Origin of the sequence: Thiorhodococcus drewsii AZ1 (assembly GCF_000224065.1) — a bacterium.
GTDB lineage: Bacteria > Pseudomonadota > Gammaproteobacteria > Chromatiales > Chromatiaceae > Imhoffiella > Imhoffiella drewsii.
This window is the reverse complement of sequence record NZ_AFWT01000001.1, coordinates 192,040-209,946: the sequence shown is the minus strand read 5'-3', so window position 1 is coordinate 209,946 and position 17,907 is coordinate 192,040. Positions and strand designations below refer to the sequence as shown.

The 17,907-nt window shown below is 63.5% G+C and carries 17 protein-coding genes; 8 read left to right on the top strand and 9 right to left on the bottom strand.

Going from position 1 to position 17,907, the window contains the following annotated elements; translation table 11 throughout:
• Positions 1–50: 50 nt before the first annotated feature.
• Complete coding sequence (locus tag THIDRDRAFT_RS00860) at positions 51–2,552, top strand: glycogen/starch/alpha-glucan phosphorylase (protein WP_007038888.1); 2,502 nt, start codon at positions 51–53, stop codon at positions 2,550–2,552.
• A 57-nt stretch (positions 2,553–2,609) separates the two neighbouring features.
• Here THIDRDRAFT_RS00860 and hypD read toward each other — a convergent pair whose 3' ends face one another.
• Genes hypD through THIDRDRAFT_RS00845 form a run of 3 tightly spaced genes read right to left on the bottom strand, consistent with a single transcriptional unit; the run spans position 2,610 to position 5,247 of the window.
• The gene (gene hypD, locus THIDRDRAFT_RS00855; protein ID WP_007038887.1) at positions 2,610–3,749 is read right to left on the bottom strand and encodes a hydrogenase formation protein HypD; all 1,140 of its coding nucleotides are present in this window, start codon (positions 3,747–3,749) and stop codon (positions 2,610–2,612) included.
• The gene (locus tag THIDRDRAFT_RS00850; RefSeq protein WP_007038886.1) at positions 3,746–4,021 is read right to left on the bottom strand and encodes a HypC/HybG/HupF family hydrogenase formation chaperone; all 276 of its coding nucleotides are present in this window, start codon (positions 4,019–4,021) and stop codon (positions 3,746–3,748) included. Before THIDRDRAFT_RS00850 ends, hypD begins: the two co-directional genes overlap by 4 nt.
• Positions 4,022–4,071: 50 nt before the next feature.
• Positions 4,072–5,247 (bottom strand): nickel-dependent hydrogenase large subunit, encoded by a 1,176-nt coding sequence (locus tag THIDRDRAFT_RS00845; RefSeq protein ID WP_007038885.1) that lies wholly within the window; start codon positions 5,245–5,247, stop codon positions 4,072–4,074.
• Positions 5,248–5,365: 118 nt separating this feature from the next.
• Here THIDRDRAFT_RS00845 and THIDRDRAFT_RS00840 point away from each other — a divergent pair, with 118 nt between their 5' ends.
• Entirely contained in the window at positions 5,366–5,953 is a 588-nt protein-coding gene (locus THIDRDRAFT_RS00840) for a class I SAM-dependent methyltransferase (protein WP_007038884.1), read from the top strand.
• Between the two features lie 22 nt (positions 5,954–5,975).
• On the opposite strand, the gene THIDRDRAFT_RS00835 is transcribed toward THIDRDRAFT_RS00840, so the two are convergent.
• Positions 5,976–6,533: a tetratricopeptide repeat protein gene (locus tag THIDRDRAFT_RS00835; protein WP_007038883.1), complete on the bottom strand. Its 558-nt coding sequence runs from the start codon at positions 6,531–6,533 to the stop codon at positions 5,976–5,978.
• A 172-nt stretch (positions 6,534–6,705) separates the two neighbouring features.
• Positions 6,706–6,861, bottom strand: a complete 156-nt coding sequence (locus tag THIDRDRAFT_RS26350; protein WP_007038882.1) for a hypothetical protein — start codon at positions 6,859–6,861, stop codon at positions 6,706–6,708.
• Between the two features lie 223 nt (positions 6,862–7,084).
• On the opposite strand from THIDRDRAFT_RS26350, the gene THIDRDRAFT_RS00830 reads away from it, so the two are divergent.
• Genes THIDRDRAFT_RS00830 through THIDRDRAFT_RS00805 form a run of 6 tightly spaced genes read left to right on the top strand, consistent with a single transcriptional unit; the run spans position 7,085 to position 13,347 of the window.
• A complete protein-coding gene (locus THIDRDRAFT_RS00830) occupies positions 7,085–7,801 on the top strand; it encodes a response regulator (protein WP_007038881.1) in 717 nt (238 codons plus the stop codon).
• Positions 7,798–9,144, top strand: a complete 1,347-nt coding sequence (locus tag THIDRDRAFT_RS00825; RefSeq protein ID WP_007038880.1) for an ATP-binding protein — start codon at positions 7,798–7,800, stop codon at positions 9,142–9,144. The genes THIDRDRAFT_RS00830 and THIDRDRAFT_RS00825 overlap by 4 nt, the downstream gene beginning before the upstream one ends.
• 55 nt (positions 9,145–9,199) lie before the next feature.
• Entirely contained in the window at positions 9,200–9,664 is a 465-nt protein-coding gene (locus THIDRDRAFT_RS00820; protein WP_007038879.1) for a peroxiredoxin, read from the top strand.
• Positions 9,665–9,692: 28 nt separating this feature from the next.
• On the top strand, positions 9,693–12,068 hold the full coding sequence (locus THIDRDRAFT_RS00815) for an ATP-binding response regulator (RefSeq protein ID WP_007038878.1): 2,376 nt from the start codon (positions 9,693–9,695) through the stop codon (positions 12,066–12,068).
• Positions 12,069–12,124: 56 nt separating this feature from the next.
• Positions 12,125–13,018 carry an ATP-binding response regulator gene (locus THIDRDRAFT_RS00810; protein ID WP_007038877.1) on the top strand — a complete coding sequence of 298 codons (894 nt, stop codon included), beginning with the start codon at positions 12,125–12,127 and terminating at the stop codon, positions 13,016–13,018.
• Positions 13,015–13,347 (top strand): ArsR/SmtB family transcription factor, encoded by a 333-nt coding sequence (locus THIDRDRAFT_RS00805; RefSeq protein ID WP_007038876.1) that lies wholly within the window; start codon positions 13,015–13,017, stop codon positions 13,345–13,347. The genes THIDRDRAFT_RS00810 and THIDRDRAFT_RS00805 overlap by 4 nt, the downstream gene beginning before the upstream one ends.
• A 129-nt stretch (positions 13,348–13,476) precedes the next feature.
• Here THIDRDRAFT_RS00805 and THIDRDRAFT_RS00800 read toward each other — a convergent pair whose 3' ends face one another.
• The 4 genes from THIDRDRAFT_RS00800 to THIDRDRAFT_RS00785 form a co-directional block, all read right to left on the bottom strand.
• On the bottom strand, positions 13,477–14,985 hold the full coding sequence (locus THIDRDRAFT_RS00800; RefSeq protein WP_007038875.1) for a hypothetical protein: 1,509 nt from the start codon (positions 14,983–14,985) through the stop codon (positions 13,477–13,479).
• Between the two features lie 89 nt (positions 14,986–15,074).
• Complete coding sequence (locus tag THIDRDRAFT_RS00795) at positions 15,075–16,430, bottom strand: DUF58 domain-containing protein (RefSeq protein WP_245535748.1); 1,356 nt, start codon at positions 16,428–16,430, stop codon at positions 15,075–15,077.
• Between the two features lie 93 nt (positions 16,431–16,523).
• The gene (locus THIDRDRAFT_RS00790; RefSeq protein ID WP_040843525.1) at positions 16,524–17,333 is read right to left on the bottom strand and encodes a PP-loop family protein; all 810 of its coding nucleotides are present in this window, start codon (positions 17,331–17,333) and stop codon (positions 16,524–16,526) included.
• The gene (locus tag THIDRDRAFT_RS00785; protein WP_007038872.1) at positions 17,260–17,898 is read right to left on the bottom strand and encodes a metallophosphoesterase family protein; all 639 of its coding nucleotides are present in this window, start codon (positions 17,896–17,898) and stop codon (positions 17,260–17,262) included. The genes THIDRDRAFT_RS00790 and THIDRDRAFT_RS00785 overlap by 74 nt, the downstream gene beginning before the upstream one ends.
• Positions 17,899–17,907: the final 9 nt, after the last annotated feature.

Here is a 17,907-nt window from a genome sequence, read left to right as displayed (position 1 = left end):
CGCGTATCATCGGCTGACGTTCCCCACGAACACAGAAGGATTCCCGGCGCATGTCTTCTCTGACCAATTCACCCCAGAACCCCTCGAACGCTCACCTCGACCTTCCGCCGCTACCGATGGACGCCGACGGCATCGCGGAGGGTTTCAGTCGTTACTACGCCTATACATTCGGACGCGACCAAGACTGCCAGTCGGCCTACTACCCCTACAAGGCGCTGGCGATGACCCTGCGCGACCGTCTGATGGAACGTTGGAATCAGACGCGCCGAGCCTACGACGACTCCAAGTGCAAGCGTACCTATTACCTGTCCCTGGAATTTCTGATGGGACGCGCCCTGTCGAACGCCATGCTCAACCTGAATCTGAACCAGGCCGCCGAGCAGGGACTCTATCAATTGGGCCGGGTCCTCGAAGAGATCGCATCGAACGAACCCGACCCCGGGCTCGGCAACGGCGGCCTCGGTCGGCTCGCGGCCTGTTTCCTCGACTCCTGTGCAACCCTGCAACTGCCGGTGCGGGGCTACGGCCTACGCTACGAATACGGCATGTTCCGTCAGCTGATCGAGAAGGGCGCTCAAATCGAGGAACCGGACCATTGGCTGCGCGACGGTAATCCCTGGGAGCAAGAACGCCCGGAGTTCACCCAACGCATCCAGTTCTACGGCCGGACCGAGTCCTATAAAGACCATAGCGGACGGCTCGCGATACGCTGGGTGGACACCCACGACGTGCTGGCGGTCCCCTACGACATCCCAGTGCCGGGCTATCGCAACAACACGGTCAACACCCTGCGCTTGTGGAAGGCGGCGGCCACCGACGAGTTCGACCTGGGTGAATTCAATGCCGGCAGCTATCCGGAATCGGTTGCCCAGAAGAACGACGCCGAGCACATCACCATGGTGCTCTATCCCAACGACGCGAGCGAGAACGGCAAGGAATTGCGCCTGCGCCAGCAGTTCTTCCTCGCCAGCGCCAGCATCAAGGACGTGCTGCGCGACTGGATCCGACTGCACGGGCGCGATTTCAGCCAATTCGCCGAACTGAACAGCTTCCAGCTCAACGACACCCATCCGGCGGTCTCGGTGGCGGAGCTGATGCGCCAGCTGATCGACGAACAGCATCTTGAGTGGGACGAGGCCTGGGCGATCACCAGCCACACCATGGCCTACACCAACCACACCCTGCTGCCCGAGGCGCTGGAGCGCTGGCCGGTGCGGCTGTTCCAACTGCTCCTACCCCGCATCCTGGAGATCATCTACGAGATCAACGCCCGCTTCCTGGACGAGGTCTCGCAGCACTGGCCGGGCGACACCGACCGTCTGCGGCGCATGTCGCTGATCGAGGAGGGAGACGATCCCCAGGTCCGCATGGCCTATCTGGCCATTGTCGGCAGCTATTCGATCAACGGGGTCGCAGCGCTGCACTCGCAACTCTTGGTCGAGGGTCTCTTCAGAGATTTCCACGAACTCTGGCCGCACAAGTTCAACAATAAGACCAACGGGGTCACGCCGCGTCGTTGGCTCGCCCAATGCAACCCGGGGTTGCGCGGTCTCCTCGACGAGACCATCGGCAGCGACTGGGTGTGCAATCTCGACCAGCTGTCCCGCCTCGCCCCCCATGCCGACGACGCCTCCTTCCGCGAACGCTGGCATGCGATCAAGCGGGAGAACAAGCAGCGCCTCGCCGATCAGGTCGCCGAGATCTGCCGGGTCGACCTCCCGGTCGATGCCATGTTCGACGTCCAGGTCAAACGTATCCACGAATACAAGCGTCAGCTGCTCAACATCCTGCACGTCATCCATCTCTACAGCCGAATCAAGCAGGGCGACACTCAGGACTGGACACCCCGTTGCGTCCTCTTCGGCGGCAAGGCCGCGCCCGGCTACGTGATGGCCAAGCAGATCATCAAGCTCATCAACAATGTAGCGAAGGTAGTCAACAAGGATCCGGCCACCGAGGGTCTGCTGCGGGTCGCCTTCATCCCGGACTATCGCGTCTCGCTGATGGAGGTGATCGCACCCGGAACCGATCTGTCTGAACAGATCTCAACCGCCGGCAAGGAGGCGTCCGGCACCGGAAACATGAAGTTCATGATGAACGGGGCCGTGACCATCGGCACACTGGACGGCGCCAACATCGAGATCCGCGAACAGGTGGGCGAGGAGAACTTCTTCCTGTTCGGGCTGACGGCCGCCGGGGTCGAATCGTTGCGGAACCACTATGACCCCAACGGCATCATCGCCTCGGATCCGACCCTGCGCAACGTCGTCACTCTGCTGGAATGCGGGCACTTCAATCAGTTCGAGCCTGGCATCTTCGACGCCATCATCCACTCGATCCGCAACCCGCACGACCCTTGGATGACGGCGGCGGACTTCGCCAGCTATGTCGAGGCCCAGGAACAGGCCGCCGCAACCTATCGGGATCGCGAACGCTGGCTGCGCATGAGCATCCTCAACGCGGCCAGCAGCGGCTATTTCTCCTCGGACCGCACCATCGCCGAATACAACCAGGACATCTGGCACCTTCCAACCATCCAACCGAGCCGCTAACGCGACCCTACCCCTCGTCCCCAAGCTCGGCGCTTGGGGACGAGGGAAAAACAGGCTCTAGGCCACGACCGAAGGGGACGGCTTAGGCTCTCTAAAACGCCCGTAGCTCCAATAGGCAGCGCAGGCACCCTCAGACGACACCATACAAGACCCCATTGGATTATCCGGGGTGCAGATGGTCCCAAACAGACGGCAGTCGGTCGGCGCCTTGACTCCGCGCAGGATGGCCGGGCATTCGCAGCCGCGCGCCTCCTTGGATTCGGGGACCTCTACCGGAAAACGCCGCTCGGCGTCGAGATCGGCATAGTCTTCGGACAATGCCAGTGCGCTGTTGGGCAACTCACCGAGCCCTCGCCACTCGAAACGCTCGCGCACCTGGAACACCTCGTCCATCAGGGCCAATGCCTTGGGATTCCCGCCCTCGGTGACGGCGCGCGCATACTGATTCTCGACCTCATGTCGCCCATCGTTGATCTGATCGATCAGCATCAGCGTGGACTGCATCACGTCCAGCGGCTCGAAGCCCGCGATCACCACCGGCACGCCGAATTCGCGCGGCACGAAGGTATAGGGCCGACTCCCGATCAGGGTACTCACATGCGACGGACCCAGGATGCCGTCGAGCCGCACGCCATCCGGCCCGGCCGTGGCCAGGATGGTCCGCAACGCGGCCGGGGTCCGGACGTGATTGCAGAAGACCGAGAAATTCGCGAGCCCCTCGGCGCGTGCCACCTTGATGGCAACCGCCGTCGGTGGCGTGGTGGTCTCGAACCCAATGGCGAAGAGAACGACCTGACGCTCCGGGTTGTCACGAGCGATGCGCAGCGCGTCCTGGGTGGAGTAGATCATGCGGACATCCGCACCCCCGGCCTTGGCCTTGAGCAGGCTCTTGCGCTCGCTCGCCGGAACGCGCATCAGATCGCCATAGGTGCAGAGGGTCACGCCATGCTCGGTGGCGAGCGCGATCGCCTGATCAATGCGCGCCATGGGCAGGACGCAGACAGGGCAGCCCGGACCATGGATGAAGCGGACGTTGGGCGGCATCAGATGCTGGACGCCGTAGCGAAAGATGGCGTGGGTGTGGCCGCCGCAGAACTCCATCAGCCGATATTCGCGGTCCGAACGGGCCGCCGAGGCGATGGCACTCGCCAACTGGCGGGCCAAGTGTTGATCGCGGAATTCGTCGACGTACTTCATGCCGAACGCCCCGCGCCCGCGTCTGACGCATCGGAGGCACCCGACTCATCCTGCAGCATGCCGATCTCGCGAATCAGCGCCAAGGTGTGCTCGGCCTCGTCCTGACTGATCTTGTTCAGTGCATAACCCACATGCACCAGGACATAGTCACCGACGGTCACGTCCGTGACCAGTGCGAGCGAGATCTCCTTGACCACGCCGCCGAGCGCGACCTGCGCGGTGTCGCTGTCCGGGTCGACCTCAATAATTTCGGCTGGGATGGCTAGACACATGGGGATGCCTCGGCTGGAAATCGTGAATGAAAAGGGATGGCTGCGAGCACCTACGGGATCACGAGATCGAAGGCGACGCAAGGATCGATTGCCATGACCAAAAGTTGAACACGTCGTCGCAGGAGAGTCTCCTCGGCGTCCGGCAGCGTCGCGAGCGCGGACGACAGAACGCCATCGGGGTGAAAATTCCACTCGGTCGGGGCCAGGATGCGGTACTCGGCGACCCGTCCCCGATCCACCTCGGCGAGATGCACGAGCAGACCGCGCGCCGCATCGGCCCGACCAAGCCCGACCCCGGCGGGAAGCAGCGTATCGGACGGCGCCGTCGAGCCCGCGTCCAACTCGTCCGTCCGTATCGCGCGAAGCAGCGACACCGTCTCCAGGATTTGGGCCACGAGCCGCGCCAGGATCCCCCGCCCCTGATCGGCGACCAGGGCGCTCACCAAGGCGCTGTCGGCGTATCGCGTCAGCGGGGTGGTCTCGCGCGGGACGCCGCGCCAGTGGGGTCGAGCGACGAAGGCCGCCGCTTCAGGGCCGCGCAGCTCGGCCGCAAGCGTCCCATCGTCGAGATCGGGCAGCGGGGATGCCTCCGTATGTCCGAGCCGACCATCGCCCGAATCGTGCAGATCGGCCAACAGGCGTGCCGCCGGAGTCTCGACCGAACGACACCAATCGTCGAACGCGCCCAGTGTCGTCACGCGCTCCAGCCAAGCGTCCGGGGCCAGACCCAGGACACGCTCGGCCGTCAGATCCGCGAGTGCCGAGGCCGCCTCTGCCAAGGCGGACCGAGACGAGGTCGGTTTCTCGCATCCGGGCGACAACAACACGCCATCGGAATCCAGCGCGCCGAAGATCCGCTTGACCAGGGACTGGGTGCCGATCATGGCGTGACGGTCGGGCTCCTCGTCCAACAGCAGGGGCCAATCGAGCAGGATCCGCCATAGATGCTCGCGCACCGTCTCGGCCGCTACCAGGGACTGACGCAGACGTCTCGCCTCGGGATCCGGATCCATGCCACAGGCGTGGTCCAGCGCGCCGACACAGGCCGACGCCTGCGCCTTGGCGCAGATGGAATAGAGCAGCGGGAGCAGGGAGGCGGTTTCGGTCGGGGCGCGACCGCGAAAGAGCCCGGACGCGGCGACCGGGCGGGTCGAGGCGATGTCGCACGCGAACCCATGGGGGGTTCGCCTTAACTGGATGTTGAGCCTTCCGGCCGGATCGGACATGCTTGTCTAGCTAACGCTCGCTGGATCGAATTCAAGGCTTCACGCCGCGACCAGGCCGCGATCGACGTTTCAACCATTCCTTCCGACTCCCCAACCCCGAGCCATTCGCCGCCTCATCATGCTGACACCCGAACAACTCGACGGACTGCGTCGAGACATCCATTTTTCCGCCGAACTTGGCGGACGCATCCTGAACTTCCAGAGCACCTGGGGCATCTTCTCTCCACGCGAGATCGACGAGGGAACCCGGCTCCTGCTCAGCTACATCGAGGTCGCGCCCGACGCCGACTGTCTGGACCTGGGGTGCGGATACGGTCCGGTCGGTCTGACCCTGGCGGCCATGGCCTCTCAGGGTCGAACCCTGATGGTCGACAAGGACTTCGTCGCGGTCGACTACGCCAACCGCAACGCGCGACTCAACCGGCTCGACCATGCCGAGGCCCAGCTCAGCAACGGTTTCGACCAAATCGAGCCAGAACGCAGGTTCGATCTGATCGCGAGCAACATCCCGGCCAAGGTCGGCAAGGAACTCCTCTCACTGCTGCTGCACGACGCCCATGCGCGCCTCAAGCCGGGCGGTCGACTGTACCTGGTGACCGTCAACGGACTGCGGCAGTACATGAAGCGCAACCTGACCGAGGTCTTCGGCAACTACGACAAGCTCAAGCAGGGGCCACACTACACAGTGGCCCTGGCGCTGCGCTGACAGAAGACGCGTGCGACCCGGTTCAGGAGCCCTGTAGAACCCCAAGCAGGCGCTGAGCCTCCTTGCCGATGTTGCTGTCGGGATCCAGGTCTCGGGCCTGCTCAAGCGCCTTCTGGGCCTCGTCCCGATTGCCGGCCTGCAGATTGACGAATCCCAGGGTCAGCCAAGGACGTTGAAGCTGTGGCCCCTTGGCGACGGCTACCTTGAGATGGGCGATGGCACCGGCGGTATCGCCGGTATAGTGAAGCGCCAGTCCAAGGTCGTTATGGGCCTCGGCGTCGTCCGGATTCAGTTCGAGAATCCGCTGGTAGACACGCGCCGCCTCGGCATAGTGCCGCTGCATGAAGAGCTCGTCGGCGCGCTGATGCAGAAGCTCGGGGTTGGTCTCGGTGATGGTCTCGGGAATGGCGCTGGTCGCGACCTTGGGCATGGAGCCAGACGTGGCGGTCGCGCCTTGGGCGGCCACCGGCCGAGAAGGGTGGCGCAGATAATAGTCGCGGGTCAGTGCAAAAACGGTGAAACCGTAGAAGAAGAGAAAGACGACGAGCGCAATCCAGTGCAGCGGCGAAAGTCTGGGCATGAGCGGATATCACAAAAAGGTATGAGGATCGAGCGATCCTAGAAATCCGATCGACGCCTGTCAAACCATCGTTCGCTCGCGAAAAAGAGGCCGCGACGGCAGGGTGTGCAACTGCCGCGACGACCCAACTGCTTGCTGCTAGGCTGCTTACTGCTCGGTTTGCCGAATCCTGTCACGGACGGGATTCGACTGGACTCCCGTCCTTTGAATCGGACAAACGCCGGGCGGAACGCGCACTGGCGTCGTTACGGTTCACCAGTGCGACCAGAAAACCACCGCAGAGGATAGCGGACAAGATTCCCAAGATAGTCAAGGCATCGAAACTCATGCGTTCGTCTCCATAATCCGTGGGTGGAAAAACAGCTCCTTGACCCTCCGAACACGAACCTGTGCAGCAAATCAGGCCATCTGGGACGACCATGGTTTCATGGGTCTGCCTCCATCATGGCGAAAGAGCATTAACAGAGTATTTCGGTATCTGCTAATGTTGTAACAAGTTGTATCCAAGACTCACGCCCTCCTTCTCGGCCTCTCCGGAACGCGCCCACGACATGTCCGACACGCCCCAGCGAATCCTCATTGTCGACGACGACCCTGGCTTACGCGCCCTGTTGAGCGATTACCTGGCGCAAGAAGGGTTCGACGTCGCGTCCGCAGAGGATGGGCACGCCATGGACGCCTGGCTCGCCCTACATGAGACCGACCTCATCATTCTGGACCTCATGCTTCCTGGCGAGGACGGGCTGACGCTAACCCGTCGACTGCGCACCAAGATCGACCTGCCGATCATCATGCTGTCGGCGCGCGGAGACGACGTCGACCGCATCGTCGGACTCGAAGTCGGCGCCGACGACTATCTGTCCAAGCCATTCAATCCACGTGAACTGCTCGCCCGCATCCGCGCCGTCATGCGCCGCAACCGCCCGAGCGAGCGCGCCGAGCGGACGCCGGATCACGAGGTCATTCAATTCGGACCCTATCGGCTCGACCCGGACCAATACGAACTGCGCCGCAACGACCAGCCGGTCGGACTGACCAGCGGCGAATTCGAGCTTTTGCGCGTACTCGCCGAACATCCCGACCGAGTCCTGGATCGCGACCGCCTACTCGACCTGCTCAAGGGCTACGAACGCTCGCCGTTCGACCGCAGCATCGACGTCCAGATCGCTCGGCTGCGGGCCAAGATCGAGCCCGAGACCAAGCATCCTCGCTACATCCGCACCATCTGGGGCAAGGGCTATATGTTCACGCCCATGGGAGACGCATGAGCCGTCGCCGACGACTGGTTCCCGGAACCCTGTTCGGCCGCGCGCTGCTGACGCTCATTTTCACCTTCGGGCTCTATGCCATCATCACCTTCGGCGTCATCGCCATCTACGCCTTGGTCCCGGTGGCACAACGCTCGGCCACCGATCTGGCAAGCATCATGGTGCTGTCGGCACGCACGCTACAGCAGCTCCCGCCCCATTTACGCGAGGACTACCGGGCCAAACTGGCCGGGGAATACCAGATCCGGCTCGCCGAAGAACGACCTGTCGCGGATGTCCATCGCTATTTCTTCCCCTATCAGTCATTGGTGGAGGAGGCGCTCTCGGAGCGACTCGGTCGTCCGGCCGAAATGATCACCAGCCTGGCGAACGGCGACCGCTGGTTTTGGGTCGAAATCGACGTCGAGGGACAGATTCTCTGGACCGGCTTTCCGCGCGGCCGGCTCGGAACCCGACCGCTTCAGGGCCTGATGGTCATCGTCGCCCTCGCCGTTCTGCTGATTCTAGGCACGACTATCGTTCTGGCCGGACGTCTGGCCTCACCGCTCAAGCGACTCTCCGAGGCGGCCGAGCAGGTCGCCTTCGGCCTATCTCCGCATCCGCTTCCGGAGACCGGTCCGGCCGAGCTCGCCAACCTCGCCCGCCAATTCAACGAAACCGACCGTCAGATCCGTGAGCTGCTCGCCAACCGGACACTGCTGCTCACCGGAATCTCACACGACCTTCGAACCCCCTTGACACGACTGCGACTCGCCGTCGCCATGCTTCCGGCGGACAGACCGCCCTCGCTGGTCGCTCGCATGGAACGCGACATCGAAGAGATGAACGCACTCATCACCCAGGCGATCGAGTTCGGCAAAAGCCTCGGCGCCGGACGCCGCGAAGAGATCGATCTGAACGCCATCGTCGAGGACGTGACCGCCGGACGCGCTCGCGTCCTCTGGCACAGAGGGAACCCGTGCCCATGCCGAGTCGATACCCTGGCGCTGCGACGCATTCTGGGAAATCTAGTCGAGAACGCACTAACCTACAGTTCGGGTCTGGTCGAAGTCAGACTCGACCGAGGGCCTCCATCCCCCAGGGTGTCGGTCCTGGATCGCGGCCCTGGCATCCCCCTGGCCGAGCGGGAGGCGATACGGAGTTCCTATTACCGGCTGGAGCTCTCGCGCAGCCGACGAGCGGGCGGCAGCGGACTGGGGCTCGCCGTCGCACATCAGCTGGCCCAGGACAACCATATGGAGTTGCGGCTCGGGCTGCGACCCGGAGGCGGCACCATCGCCAGCATCCGAGTGGTCGATGGGGGCCGCGCCGATGCGTCCTCTGGCGCAACAGTTGACGGCTAGCCAAGCGATGCCTACATTCCCGCTCGACATCCACCAATGACGGGAGCCTTACTCGATGCTTCAACCAGGCGATCAAGCCCCCCTCTTTTCATTGCCGAACGCAGACATGGAGCGGGTGAGCCTGGAAGACCTCACGCATCGCCGCCATTGTGTCATCTACTTCTATCCGAAGGACGACACCCCCGGCTGCACCATGGAAGCGCTCGAATTCTCCGACCTGCAGGACGACTTCGAGGCCGCCAACACCGAGATCATCGGTATCAGCAAGGACTCCTGCGCCAGCCACGGCGCCTTCCGCGACAAGCACGGTCTGAGCGTGCAGCTGTTGGCCGACACCGACGGGGAAACCTGCGAGGCCTACGGTGTCTGGCGCGAAAAGGAGGCTCACGGCGAAAAACGCATGGGCATCATGCGCTCGACCTTCGTGGTGGATAAGGACGGACTGATCCGCCATGCGCTCTACGACATCAAGCCGAAGGGCCATGCAGCGCGGATCCTCGATCTGATCCGCGCCCTGTGAGGACGCCGCGACGGCACCCAGGTCTGGCGTGAAGCTGCGCGCCTACATCCTGGTTTTTCTGCTGGTCTTCGGCCTCACGCCGCTGATTCTGGCCGTCGTCATCAATCTGCCGCTGGTGCTGGAACGCACGACGCTCTTCTACCAGCGGGCCTATCTGCAGAACCTGCGAGCCGACTTCCGCGACCTCGACCAGCACCTGGCCAGCCGTCACGAGATGATCCGCTTGCTGGCCAAGCTACCCGAGCCCGGACTCATCCTCGGCGCACAGGGCGAGTCGGACCAAATCGAGGCCGCACGTCTGCGCTATACGACCTGGATCAATCAGATCCTGGCCGGCCAACGCGACCTCATCCAGATCCTCTTCATCAGCGCGGACGGTAAGGAACGCTTCTGGCTGGAGAGCGATCCGCACACCGATCAATGGCGTGCCACCGAGCGTCTGAGCCATACGCCCAACCGCCAGTTTCTGGCCGCAGGCCAGGAGTTGCAGCCAGGCGCGGTCATCGTCAGCCCAATCCGCATCGACCCGAGCACCGAGGATCCGCGCCAACTGATGACGCTGAATCTGGTGAGCCCTATCGGTAACGAGAAGGCCCCCACGAACGCGCGTGGAATCGTCGCACTCACCATCGATGTCGGCGGTCTGGCCCAGTTCTATCGCGACACGCTCTGGGTCGATCAGAGCGGAAGCTATCTGCGTCCAGGTCAGCCGGCGAGCGGCGAACCCGAGGCGTTCGAAAACTTCCCCGGACTGGCCGAGATTTTCGCCGAGGGCAAGCTGGCGCTCTGGAAAGGCCCGCAGGGGCGCCAGATGCTCTGGGTGCCCATGTTCATGACCGAGGACGGTGTCCCACTCTGGGTCGGACGCCCGGTGGACCCCTCACCGATCGACGCCTTTCGCAACGCGCTCATGCTGCGCGTGCTCTCCATCATCTTCGTGCTGGTCGTGGTGGTGATGGTCCTGGCGCGCTGGATCGCCGCGCGGCTGGAGCACTTCGGACAGGAGCTCACCGGAGGCATCGGCCTCATCCTGCGAGAGGGGCGTCCACTGCGCTTCAGCTGGCACGGACCGCGCGAGATCCGCGAGCTGGCCAGACAGCTCACCGCATTGGCCGAAACCCACGCCGAGCATCTTCAGGCCGCCCAGGCGCATACCCGTGAGCTGGAACGCTCCAATCGCTACAAGTCCCAATTCCTGGCCAACGTCAGCCACGAGCTGCGCACGCCGCTCAACTCCATCCTGCTGCTCTCCAAGATGCTGGGCTCGGAGACGGGCGGGCTGAATCCGACCCAGCGGCGCCAGGCGCAGGTGATCCACGAGGCCAGCCGGGATCTGCGCGCCATGATCGACAACATCCTCGACATCTCACGCATCGAGGCCGGGCATGTCAGCATCAAGCTCGACTGGGTCGATGTCCGGCCCATGCTCGAAGAACTGATCGAGATGGTCGCCCCACTGCTGACCGACAAGCCCGTGGAACTGACGCTCACCGTCGAACCGAACGCCCCGACCCGGCTCTACACCGATCGCGACAAACTGCGCCAAATCCTCAAGAACTTCCTGTCCAACGCGGTCAAGTTCACCGACCGGGGCCATGTCGATGTCAGCGTCGAGGTCCACGAGGACGCAACCCGACCGCTCGCGCTGTGCGTCACCGACACCGGCATTGGTATTCCCGCTGACAAGCAGGAGATCATCTTCGAGGCCTTCCAGCAGGCGGACGGATCCACGCGCCGTCGCTATGGCGGCACCGGACTGGGACTCTCGATCAGTCGCGAGCTGGCAGGACTCCTCGGCGGCACCATCGAGGTCGAGAGCACCCAGGGGGCCGGCGCGCGCTTCACCCTGGCGATGCCGCTCTACCCGGAGGCGACGCCGACCAAATCGACCGATGCCTGCATCAATCACCACATGCCACCCGCTTCAGCCAACTCCGAGGACATGGGCACGGAGGACAGCCCTTCGATCGACACCCAGACCGCGACGGATCCGCAACAGGGTTGGGTGCTGGTCATCGAGCGAGACGTCAAGACACTGGTGCAACTCACCTCCGAGCTCACCCACCGCGGGCTGCGTGTCCAGACCGCCGTCGATCTGGACGAGGCGCTGGAGACCCTGCAGGAGGAGTCGGAAGGCTGCCGGCTGGTGCTGCTGGCGGCCCAGATGTCCGCCGAGATGACCTGTGATACGATCCGCGCTTTGCTGGATCAGACAGAGGGATCTCCGCCTGCGGTGGCCGTCCTTCATGATCCCGGGTCGGATCTCCAGCTCGATGGCTGCCCGGGCATCGGCGCGGTCAACCTCATCTCCAAACCCATCGATCCGGCCCAGCTCGCAGTCCTGCTGAACGACCTGACGAAGGAGTCCGAACCGGCCGAGGAGCCTGACCGGCCCACAGGGTAACCGCGGACCGGAGGTATGGAATCGAGCGCTCACAAGAAGCGAAACAGGGGGACGCAATGAGTCGCTATGCCGGATTCAAGCTCCTGATCGTCGACGATCACGCCAACAATCTCTTCACCCTACGCACCCTGATCGAGACCCACATGGACGTTCAGGTGCTGGAGGCGATCTCGGGCCAGGATGCGATCGATCTGACCCATCAGCACCCGGACATCGACCTCATCATCCTCGACGTCCAGATGCCGGAGATGGACGGCTTCCAGACCGCATCCCTGCTCAAACTGCGTAAGCGCACCCGCGACATCCCCATCATCTTCCTCACTGCGGCCTTCAAATCGGAGGAGTTCCAGCAGCGCGGATTCGCGGTGGGCGCGGCGGACTATCTGCTCAAGCCGATCGAAGACAATCAGCTGATCAACAAGATCAGCACCTACTTCAGACTGATCGCCAAGGAGCGGGACCTGAATCGCGTCCTGGAGCACAAGGTCGAGGAGCGCACTCAAGAACTCGCCGAGGCGCGCCAGTATCTGGAGAACATCGTCTCCCACATGGGCGAGGCACTGCTGGTCTTGGATCCAGCGGGCGTCATCACGCTGACCAACCCGGCGGCCTCACGCATGCTGGACTACAGCGCGGAGGATCTGCGCGGTATGTCGATCGGCGACGTCTTCGAGGAGGAGGGCGACGAACAGGCCGGAGCCTTCATGGGGATCTGGCTGGAGGCGCTGATCCGCACCGGCGCGCTGAACAAGATCGAGGCGCGATTCATCGCCCGCGATGGCCGGCGCGTACCGATCCTCTTCTCCAGAACCGCCATCAAGGACGCCGAGGGCGACATCAGCGATATCATTTGCATTGCAAAAGACATGACGGGTTACGTCAGAATCGAACAAGACGCGGACCCAATCCCTCAGCGGACCGCGCATGAAGCTTCACAGGAGAATGGATGATGACCGAGGAACGCCAACAGGACCTCTCGGACGAGGAAGACACGACACTGACCGCCAACGCCCTCAAGGCGATGGCGCATCCACTGCGCTGGAAGATCCTCTGCTCGCTCGGCAAGAACGAATTGTCGGTCGGCGAAATCGTCGAGCGCACGGGAACCTCGCAGAGCAACATCTCTCAGCATCTGGAACAGCTGAGGAACAAGAACATCGTCGTCGCGCGCAAGGAGGCAAACCGCATCTACTACCGAATCCGCAACCCCCAGTTGCTGGAGCTGATCGGCATCATGCGCGAGGTGCTCTGCCCCGCCAACCTCGACGACCGGATCTGAAACAGCCGATCCGGACAGAAAACAGCGAGCCGCAAAGAGCGCGAAGAACGCCAGTCACTCCATGATTGGCGAAACCACGCGCTCCCTCGCGTCCTTCGCGTCTTTGCTGCTCCAATCACGCGTCCAGCCTCAACGCACCCCGGTCACCGGACGCATCTCCTTGTCGCAGGTCCCGCCAACCGAAACGCGGACTTGCTTGCCGCCACCACGACAGGACTCGCCCCGATCGGACAGTCGGCAGTTGATCTCGATCGGACGACCATCGTGGAGCCAGTTCGGGACCTTACGATAGCGGCCGACTGAGCCAAAGCGACAACCCGGTGGAATGCCATAGGCCGGGCAGGAGCTGGGCATCCGCAGAGAAACCTTACGCCCATCGACCACGAAGCCCGGATAGCGGTTCTCGGTGCGCACCACATCCCGATCGGGCTTCTCGTCGAAGAAGAACTCCTTGAACAGATAACCGTCGCCGCGCTTGGCGCCGACCTGGATCCGGGTGTTGGCGATGAGGGCGAAATCGCGCCCCTTGCGCGCCACGGCGCCGGACATGTACTCGACACGGTCGTGATTCGGGAAGCACTTGCCCATGGCCGGGGCATGGTAGTAATGCCGCATCTCCTTCAGGTTTGAGAGGCTGTTGCCCGGAAAGATCTCGCGCAGATCGGAGTCGTTCCCATAGAGGATGCGCTCGGCGTCCGGAACCGTCTGGGCATACATGGCCTGCATCTTGGCGTAATAGTCGTTACCGGCCAGGTCGGGACGGAGATAGCAGGACGTCAGGCCGGAGATCTGGGTCAGGTACTCGTCCCAGATGTTGTATTGCGAAGGCTTGGAGGAAACCCCCTGGAAATCGCCCGGGAAATCGCAACCCCGCCCCGAGTAGCACTGACCGACCGCACGGTTACGGATGGACAGGACGATGATGTTGCGCTCGCAGGCACCGTAGGCGCTGCATCCACGACCGATGTGCCCCTCGTAAAGCGCGGTGCGCATCGCGTAATCCAGGTGCTTGGCGCGCGCGAGCGTGGTCAGGGATCCAAGCTCCGAGTGCTTGCCGATGAAGGCGTTCCAAGCCCGCTCCAGTGCCTCGCGTCGCTGGGTCAGGCGAGCGTTGACGTCCTCGCAATCGCTGGAGGCATGAAAGGAGCGCACGATCCGGTCCAGCTCGCTGACTCCGCGCTCGCCACGCCCCCGACCCGAACGCGGCGGATCGAAGAAGGGCGCCTTTTCCAGGGCATAGAGGTTGCGGACGCTGATGACATTCTTGACCCGGGACGAACAATGATGATTTTCGACCTTGAGCGATTGACGTTTTGCGACCGTACGCTTGAAGAGATCGATCGCCGAGCGCGTGGCCCGGCGCGGATCCACAACGACCTCGAAGCCGACATAGGGCGTACCGCTCTTGTCGGTCAGGGGCTCGCCGTCGCGGATCATGAGACAGGGGATGACCGAGGTCCCTTGGAACAGGGTACCTGCGGGCCTGGAGGTGCCAGAACGGGCGAAACGGTCGGCATCGTAATAGGGCAGCCCGTCCGGGCCGTTGAACTGGTAGACCGTCATCACCGGCGTCGCGGGGATTGCGGCCTGGAGATTGGCGGACGCGAGGAGCGCGACCGCTCCCAATAGCTTACGCATGAGAGAAATCCTAGTTGGGTGGCGTTGCTCTAGCCACGCTAGGCTAGGGCATGTCAGGAGAGGAATCCAGCGGCCGCCGAAGCCGAAAATCAGAGCGCGCCGGAACGCTTGATGGCGAGATAGCGATTGACGAGCGCGATGGGCAGCTGAGACGGAAGAAGATCCAGCGCCTGAACCCCGATGTGACGCAGCCGCTCCTGATGGCGGGCACGCTCACCGAGCCAATCCTGGACCGAATGGAATTGCAGCGCGTCCTTCAGATCCCGAATCGGCCGCTCCAAGGAGCGATCCAGAACGGACTCGCGCAGATCTGCGACCACCACCAGATGACGTCGGCGCAGCAATGCGGCCGCCTGCTCCAGTTCGCCCTGATCCTCGTCGCGACTGTTGGTGACGATGACGACCAGGGCGCGGCGCGGAACCGCCTGAAGCAACTCGCGCGCGGCCGAGTGCGGGTCGGACGCCTCCAGGGTCGGCTGTAGATCGTAAACCGCTTCGAGCAGGCGGTTGATGGTGGACGGCTCCTTGCGCGGAGCGAACCAGCGCCGCACGCCGCCGTAGGTCATGAGACCGACCGCATCACCCTGCCGCACCGCGACATAGGCCAACAGGAGCAGCGCATTCAGCGCCTCGTCGAGATGACCGCGTCCGGCGTCCTGGTGACGCATGCGACGACCGCAATCGAGCAGAAAAACCAGCCGCTGGTCGCGCGCGTCCTCATATTCGCGCGAGATCAGCTTGCGCATCCGCGAGGTCGCCTTCCAGTCGACCTGGCGCAGACTGTCACCCTGGCGGTACTCGCGCAACTGATGGAACTCGGCACCGACGCCGCGCCGCTGTAACCGCCTCACCCCGAGCTGGGCCAGCTGGTCGTGCGTGGCCAGGAGGGTGTAGCGGCTGATCTCGGAGAAGTTGGGAAAGACCCGCAGCCGATCCGGTAACGCCAAAGTGCGCCGCTGACGCCAAAGCCCGAGCGGCGACCAGATTGCCAGATCGCAACCGGGCATGGGAAAGTCGCCACGTCGATGCGACCGTAGCCGATATTCCAGAGTCGCCCGTGCGCTCGGTTCCAGACGCAGGTCCCTGGGCAGCCCCTGGACGGCGAAATCGGAGGGATGCAGATCGTGAAGCCGGAGCCGGAGAACCGCCTTCCCGCTGTTCTCGACCTGGAGCCGAACCGGGCTCCAGACACCCTGCGGCAAGGCGCGCCCCACGCGACGGGACACGCTGGGCGAGGGGATCGCCCGCAACAGAAGCAGATCGCCTCCGGCAAGCACCAGCAGCGCCAGCCCGATGAACGGCCAGACGGTCTCCAGCACAGGCAGCCAGGCCATGGCGACACCAAGCCCCGTCCAGATCGCAAGGGCCGAGGTCGCACGGCCGGTCGGGATCAATCCCTTGCCCCCAGCCCGCATCCCGGAAGGAATGGAGTAAGCGGCCGACACGGCGGCAGATCGTTGAATCGCGGCATCGCGGTCACTCCGGATGGATGAAAGAGATGTGGGACACAAGCGGGAATTGCGTGCTGGAACGCCTCCTCAGCGCTCGGCGTCCAGATAGCGCATCCCGCTCGATTCCTCGCTTCCGGGCCAGCCGGGTTGGGGCAGATCGCCCTCGGTCATGATCGGGCGGATCGCGTGCAGGATGCTGGCGAAAAGATGCGAGTGATCGGCCTCTTCGCGTGCCAGCAGCGCCTTCATGTGCTCGCGGCGACTCGGCATGGTGAAGCAGGCAGGACAGGAGTCCGGTACCACGGGCAGACCCGCCTTGGTCGCGAAGTCCGCCGTCTGGCGCTCGCGGCAATAGGCCAGCGGCCGGATGATGCGCACGTCGCCTTCCTGGTTCATGTAGTGCGCCTTCATAGTCCGTAGTTGACCGCCGTGGAACAGTGACATCAGCAGACTCTCGGCAAGGTCGTCCAGATGTTGTCCGAGCGCGAGTACGTTATAGCCCTGCTCGCGACAGATGCGGTACATAATGCCGCGCTTCATACGCGAGCAGTAGGCGCAAAACGAATCGCCATCCATGTGGACCTTGGCCTGCTCCATCAGCGGTTGTTGCTCATAGTGCCAGGGCACGCCGAGGGCATCGTAATAGTCCTTGAGCGACTGGGGATCGAAGCCGGGCACCTCCGGATCCACGGTCAGGACGGCGAGGTCGAAACGGACCGGGGCATAGGTGCGCAGATGACTCAGAACCTGCAGCAGCGAGAGCGAATCCTTGCCGCCGGAGACGCCGAGCAGGATGCGGTCGCCGTCTCCGATCATGCGGAAATCAGCGATCGCGCGTCCGACCTGGCGTAACAGCGACTTGGGCGGTTTGAGTGGGGAGTGATTGGGCGTCGTCATGGGCGCCAGTGTATCTCAGGCCCCGCTTCGACACCGAGAGCGGAAAGCGATACGACTCGACCCGCCACTCGGTCGGAGTCGCGATCAACACCTGACAGGATGGCCCGCCATGGGTGCGCGAGCGCCCCGCAGCGCCCGGATTCAGCACCCAGGGCTCGTGCTCGTCGTCGAGCACCATGTAGTGGCTATGGCCGTAAACGATGGCGCGGGCCTGTGGAAAACGCGCTCGCAACACCCGATGACGATCGCGGGCAACGGTCTGATGGCCGTGGATCAGAACGAGGATGCCCCCAGGCAGGGGCTGCTCCAGCCACTCGGGCAGATGGACCAGGAGACGGCGGTCCTCCTCTGGCCACTTGCGCGCAACATCGTTGTTGCCTGACACGGCCAGCACCCGCCCGAGGCGGGGCTGGAGCTGGGCCAGCACCGAGGCACCGCCGATGTCACCACCGTGAACGGCCAGGTCGCAGGAGGCCACCACCTCCTGCACGCGGGCATCGATCGCCCCATGGGTGTCGGACAGAACGGCGATACGAATCAGATCCATGCTTGCAACTTCGTCCACGATAGCCTC

Excerpts from the sequence above, each read along its gene's own strand:
- THIDRDRAFT_RS00860 (WP_007038888.1), top strand. The coding sequence starts at position 51 with ATGTCTTCTCTGACCAATTCACCCCAGAACCCCTCGAACGCTCACCTC.
- THIDRDRAFT_RS00805 (WP_007038876.1), top strand. The coding sequence starts at position 13,015 with ATGATGACCGAGGAACGCCAACAGGACCTCTCGGACGAGGAAGACACG.
- THIDRDRAFT_RS00835 (WP_007038883.1), bottom strand. The coding sequence starts at position 6,533 with ATGCCCAGACTTTCGCCGCTGCACTGGATTGCGCTCGTCGTCTTTCTC.
- THIDRDRAFT_RS00825 (WP_007038880.1), top strand. The coding sequence starts at position 7,798 with ATGAGCCGTCGCCGACGACTGGTTCCCGGAACCCTGTTCGGCCGCGCG.
- THIDRDRAFT_RS00810 (WP_007038877.1), top strand. The coding sequence starts at position 12,125 with ATGAGTCGCTATGCCGGATTCAAGCTCCTGATCGTCGACGATCACGCC.
- THIDRDRAFT_RS00790 (WP_040843525.1), bottom strand. The coding sequence starts at position 17,333 with ATGACGACGCCCAATCACTCCCCACTCAAACCGCCCAAGTCGCTGTTA.
- THIDRDRAFT_RS00830 (WP_007038881.1), top strand. The coding sequence starts at position 7,085 with ATGTCCGACACGCCCCAGCGAATCCTCATTGTCGACGACGACCCTGGC.
- THIDRDRAFT_RS00800 (WP_007038875.1), bottom strand. The coding sequence starts at position 14,985 with ATGCGTAAGCTATTGGGAGCGGTCGCGCTCCTCGCGTCCGCCAATCTC.
- THIDRDRAFT_RS00850 (WP_007038886.1), bottom strand. The coding sequence starts at position 4,021 with ATGTGTCTAGCCATCCCAGCCGAAATTATTGAGGTCGACCCGGACAGC.
- THIDRDRAFT_RS00845 (WP_007038885.1), bottom strand. The coding sequence starts at position 5,247 with ATGTCCGATCCGGCCGGAAGGCTCAACATCCAGTTAAGGCGAACCCCC.
- THIDRDRAFT_RS26350 (WP_007038882.1), bottom strand. The coding sequence starts at position 6,861 with ATGAGTTTCGATGCCTTGACTATCTTGGGAATCTTGTCCGCTATCCTC.
- THIDRDRAFT_RS00840 (WP_007038884.1), top strand. The coding sequence starts at position 5,366 with ATGCTGACACCCGAACAACTCGACGGACTGCGTCGAGACATCCATTTT.
- THIDRDRAFT_RS00820 (WP_007038879.1), top strand. The coding sequence starts at position 9,200 with ATGCTTCAACCAGGCGATCAAGCCCCCCTCTTTTCATTGCCGAACGCA.
- hypD (WP_007038887.1), bottom strand. The coding sequence starts at position 3,749 with ATGAAGTACGTCGACGAATTCCGCGATCAACACTTGGCCCGCCAGTTG.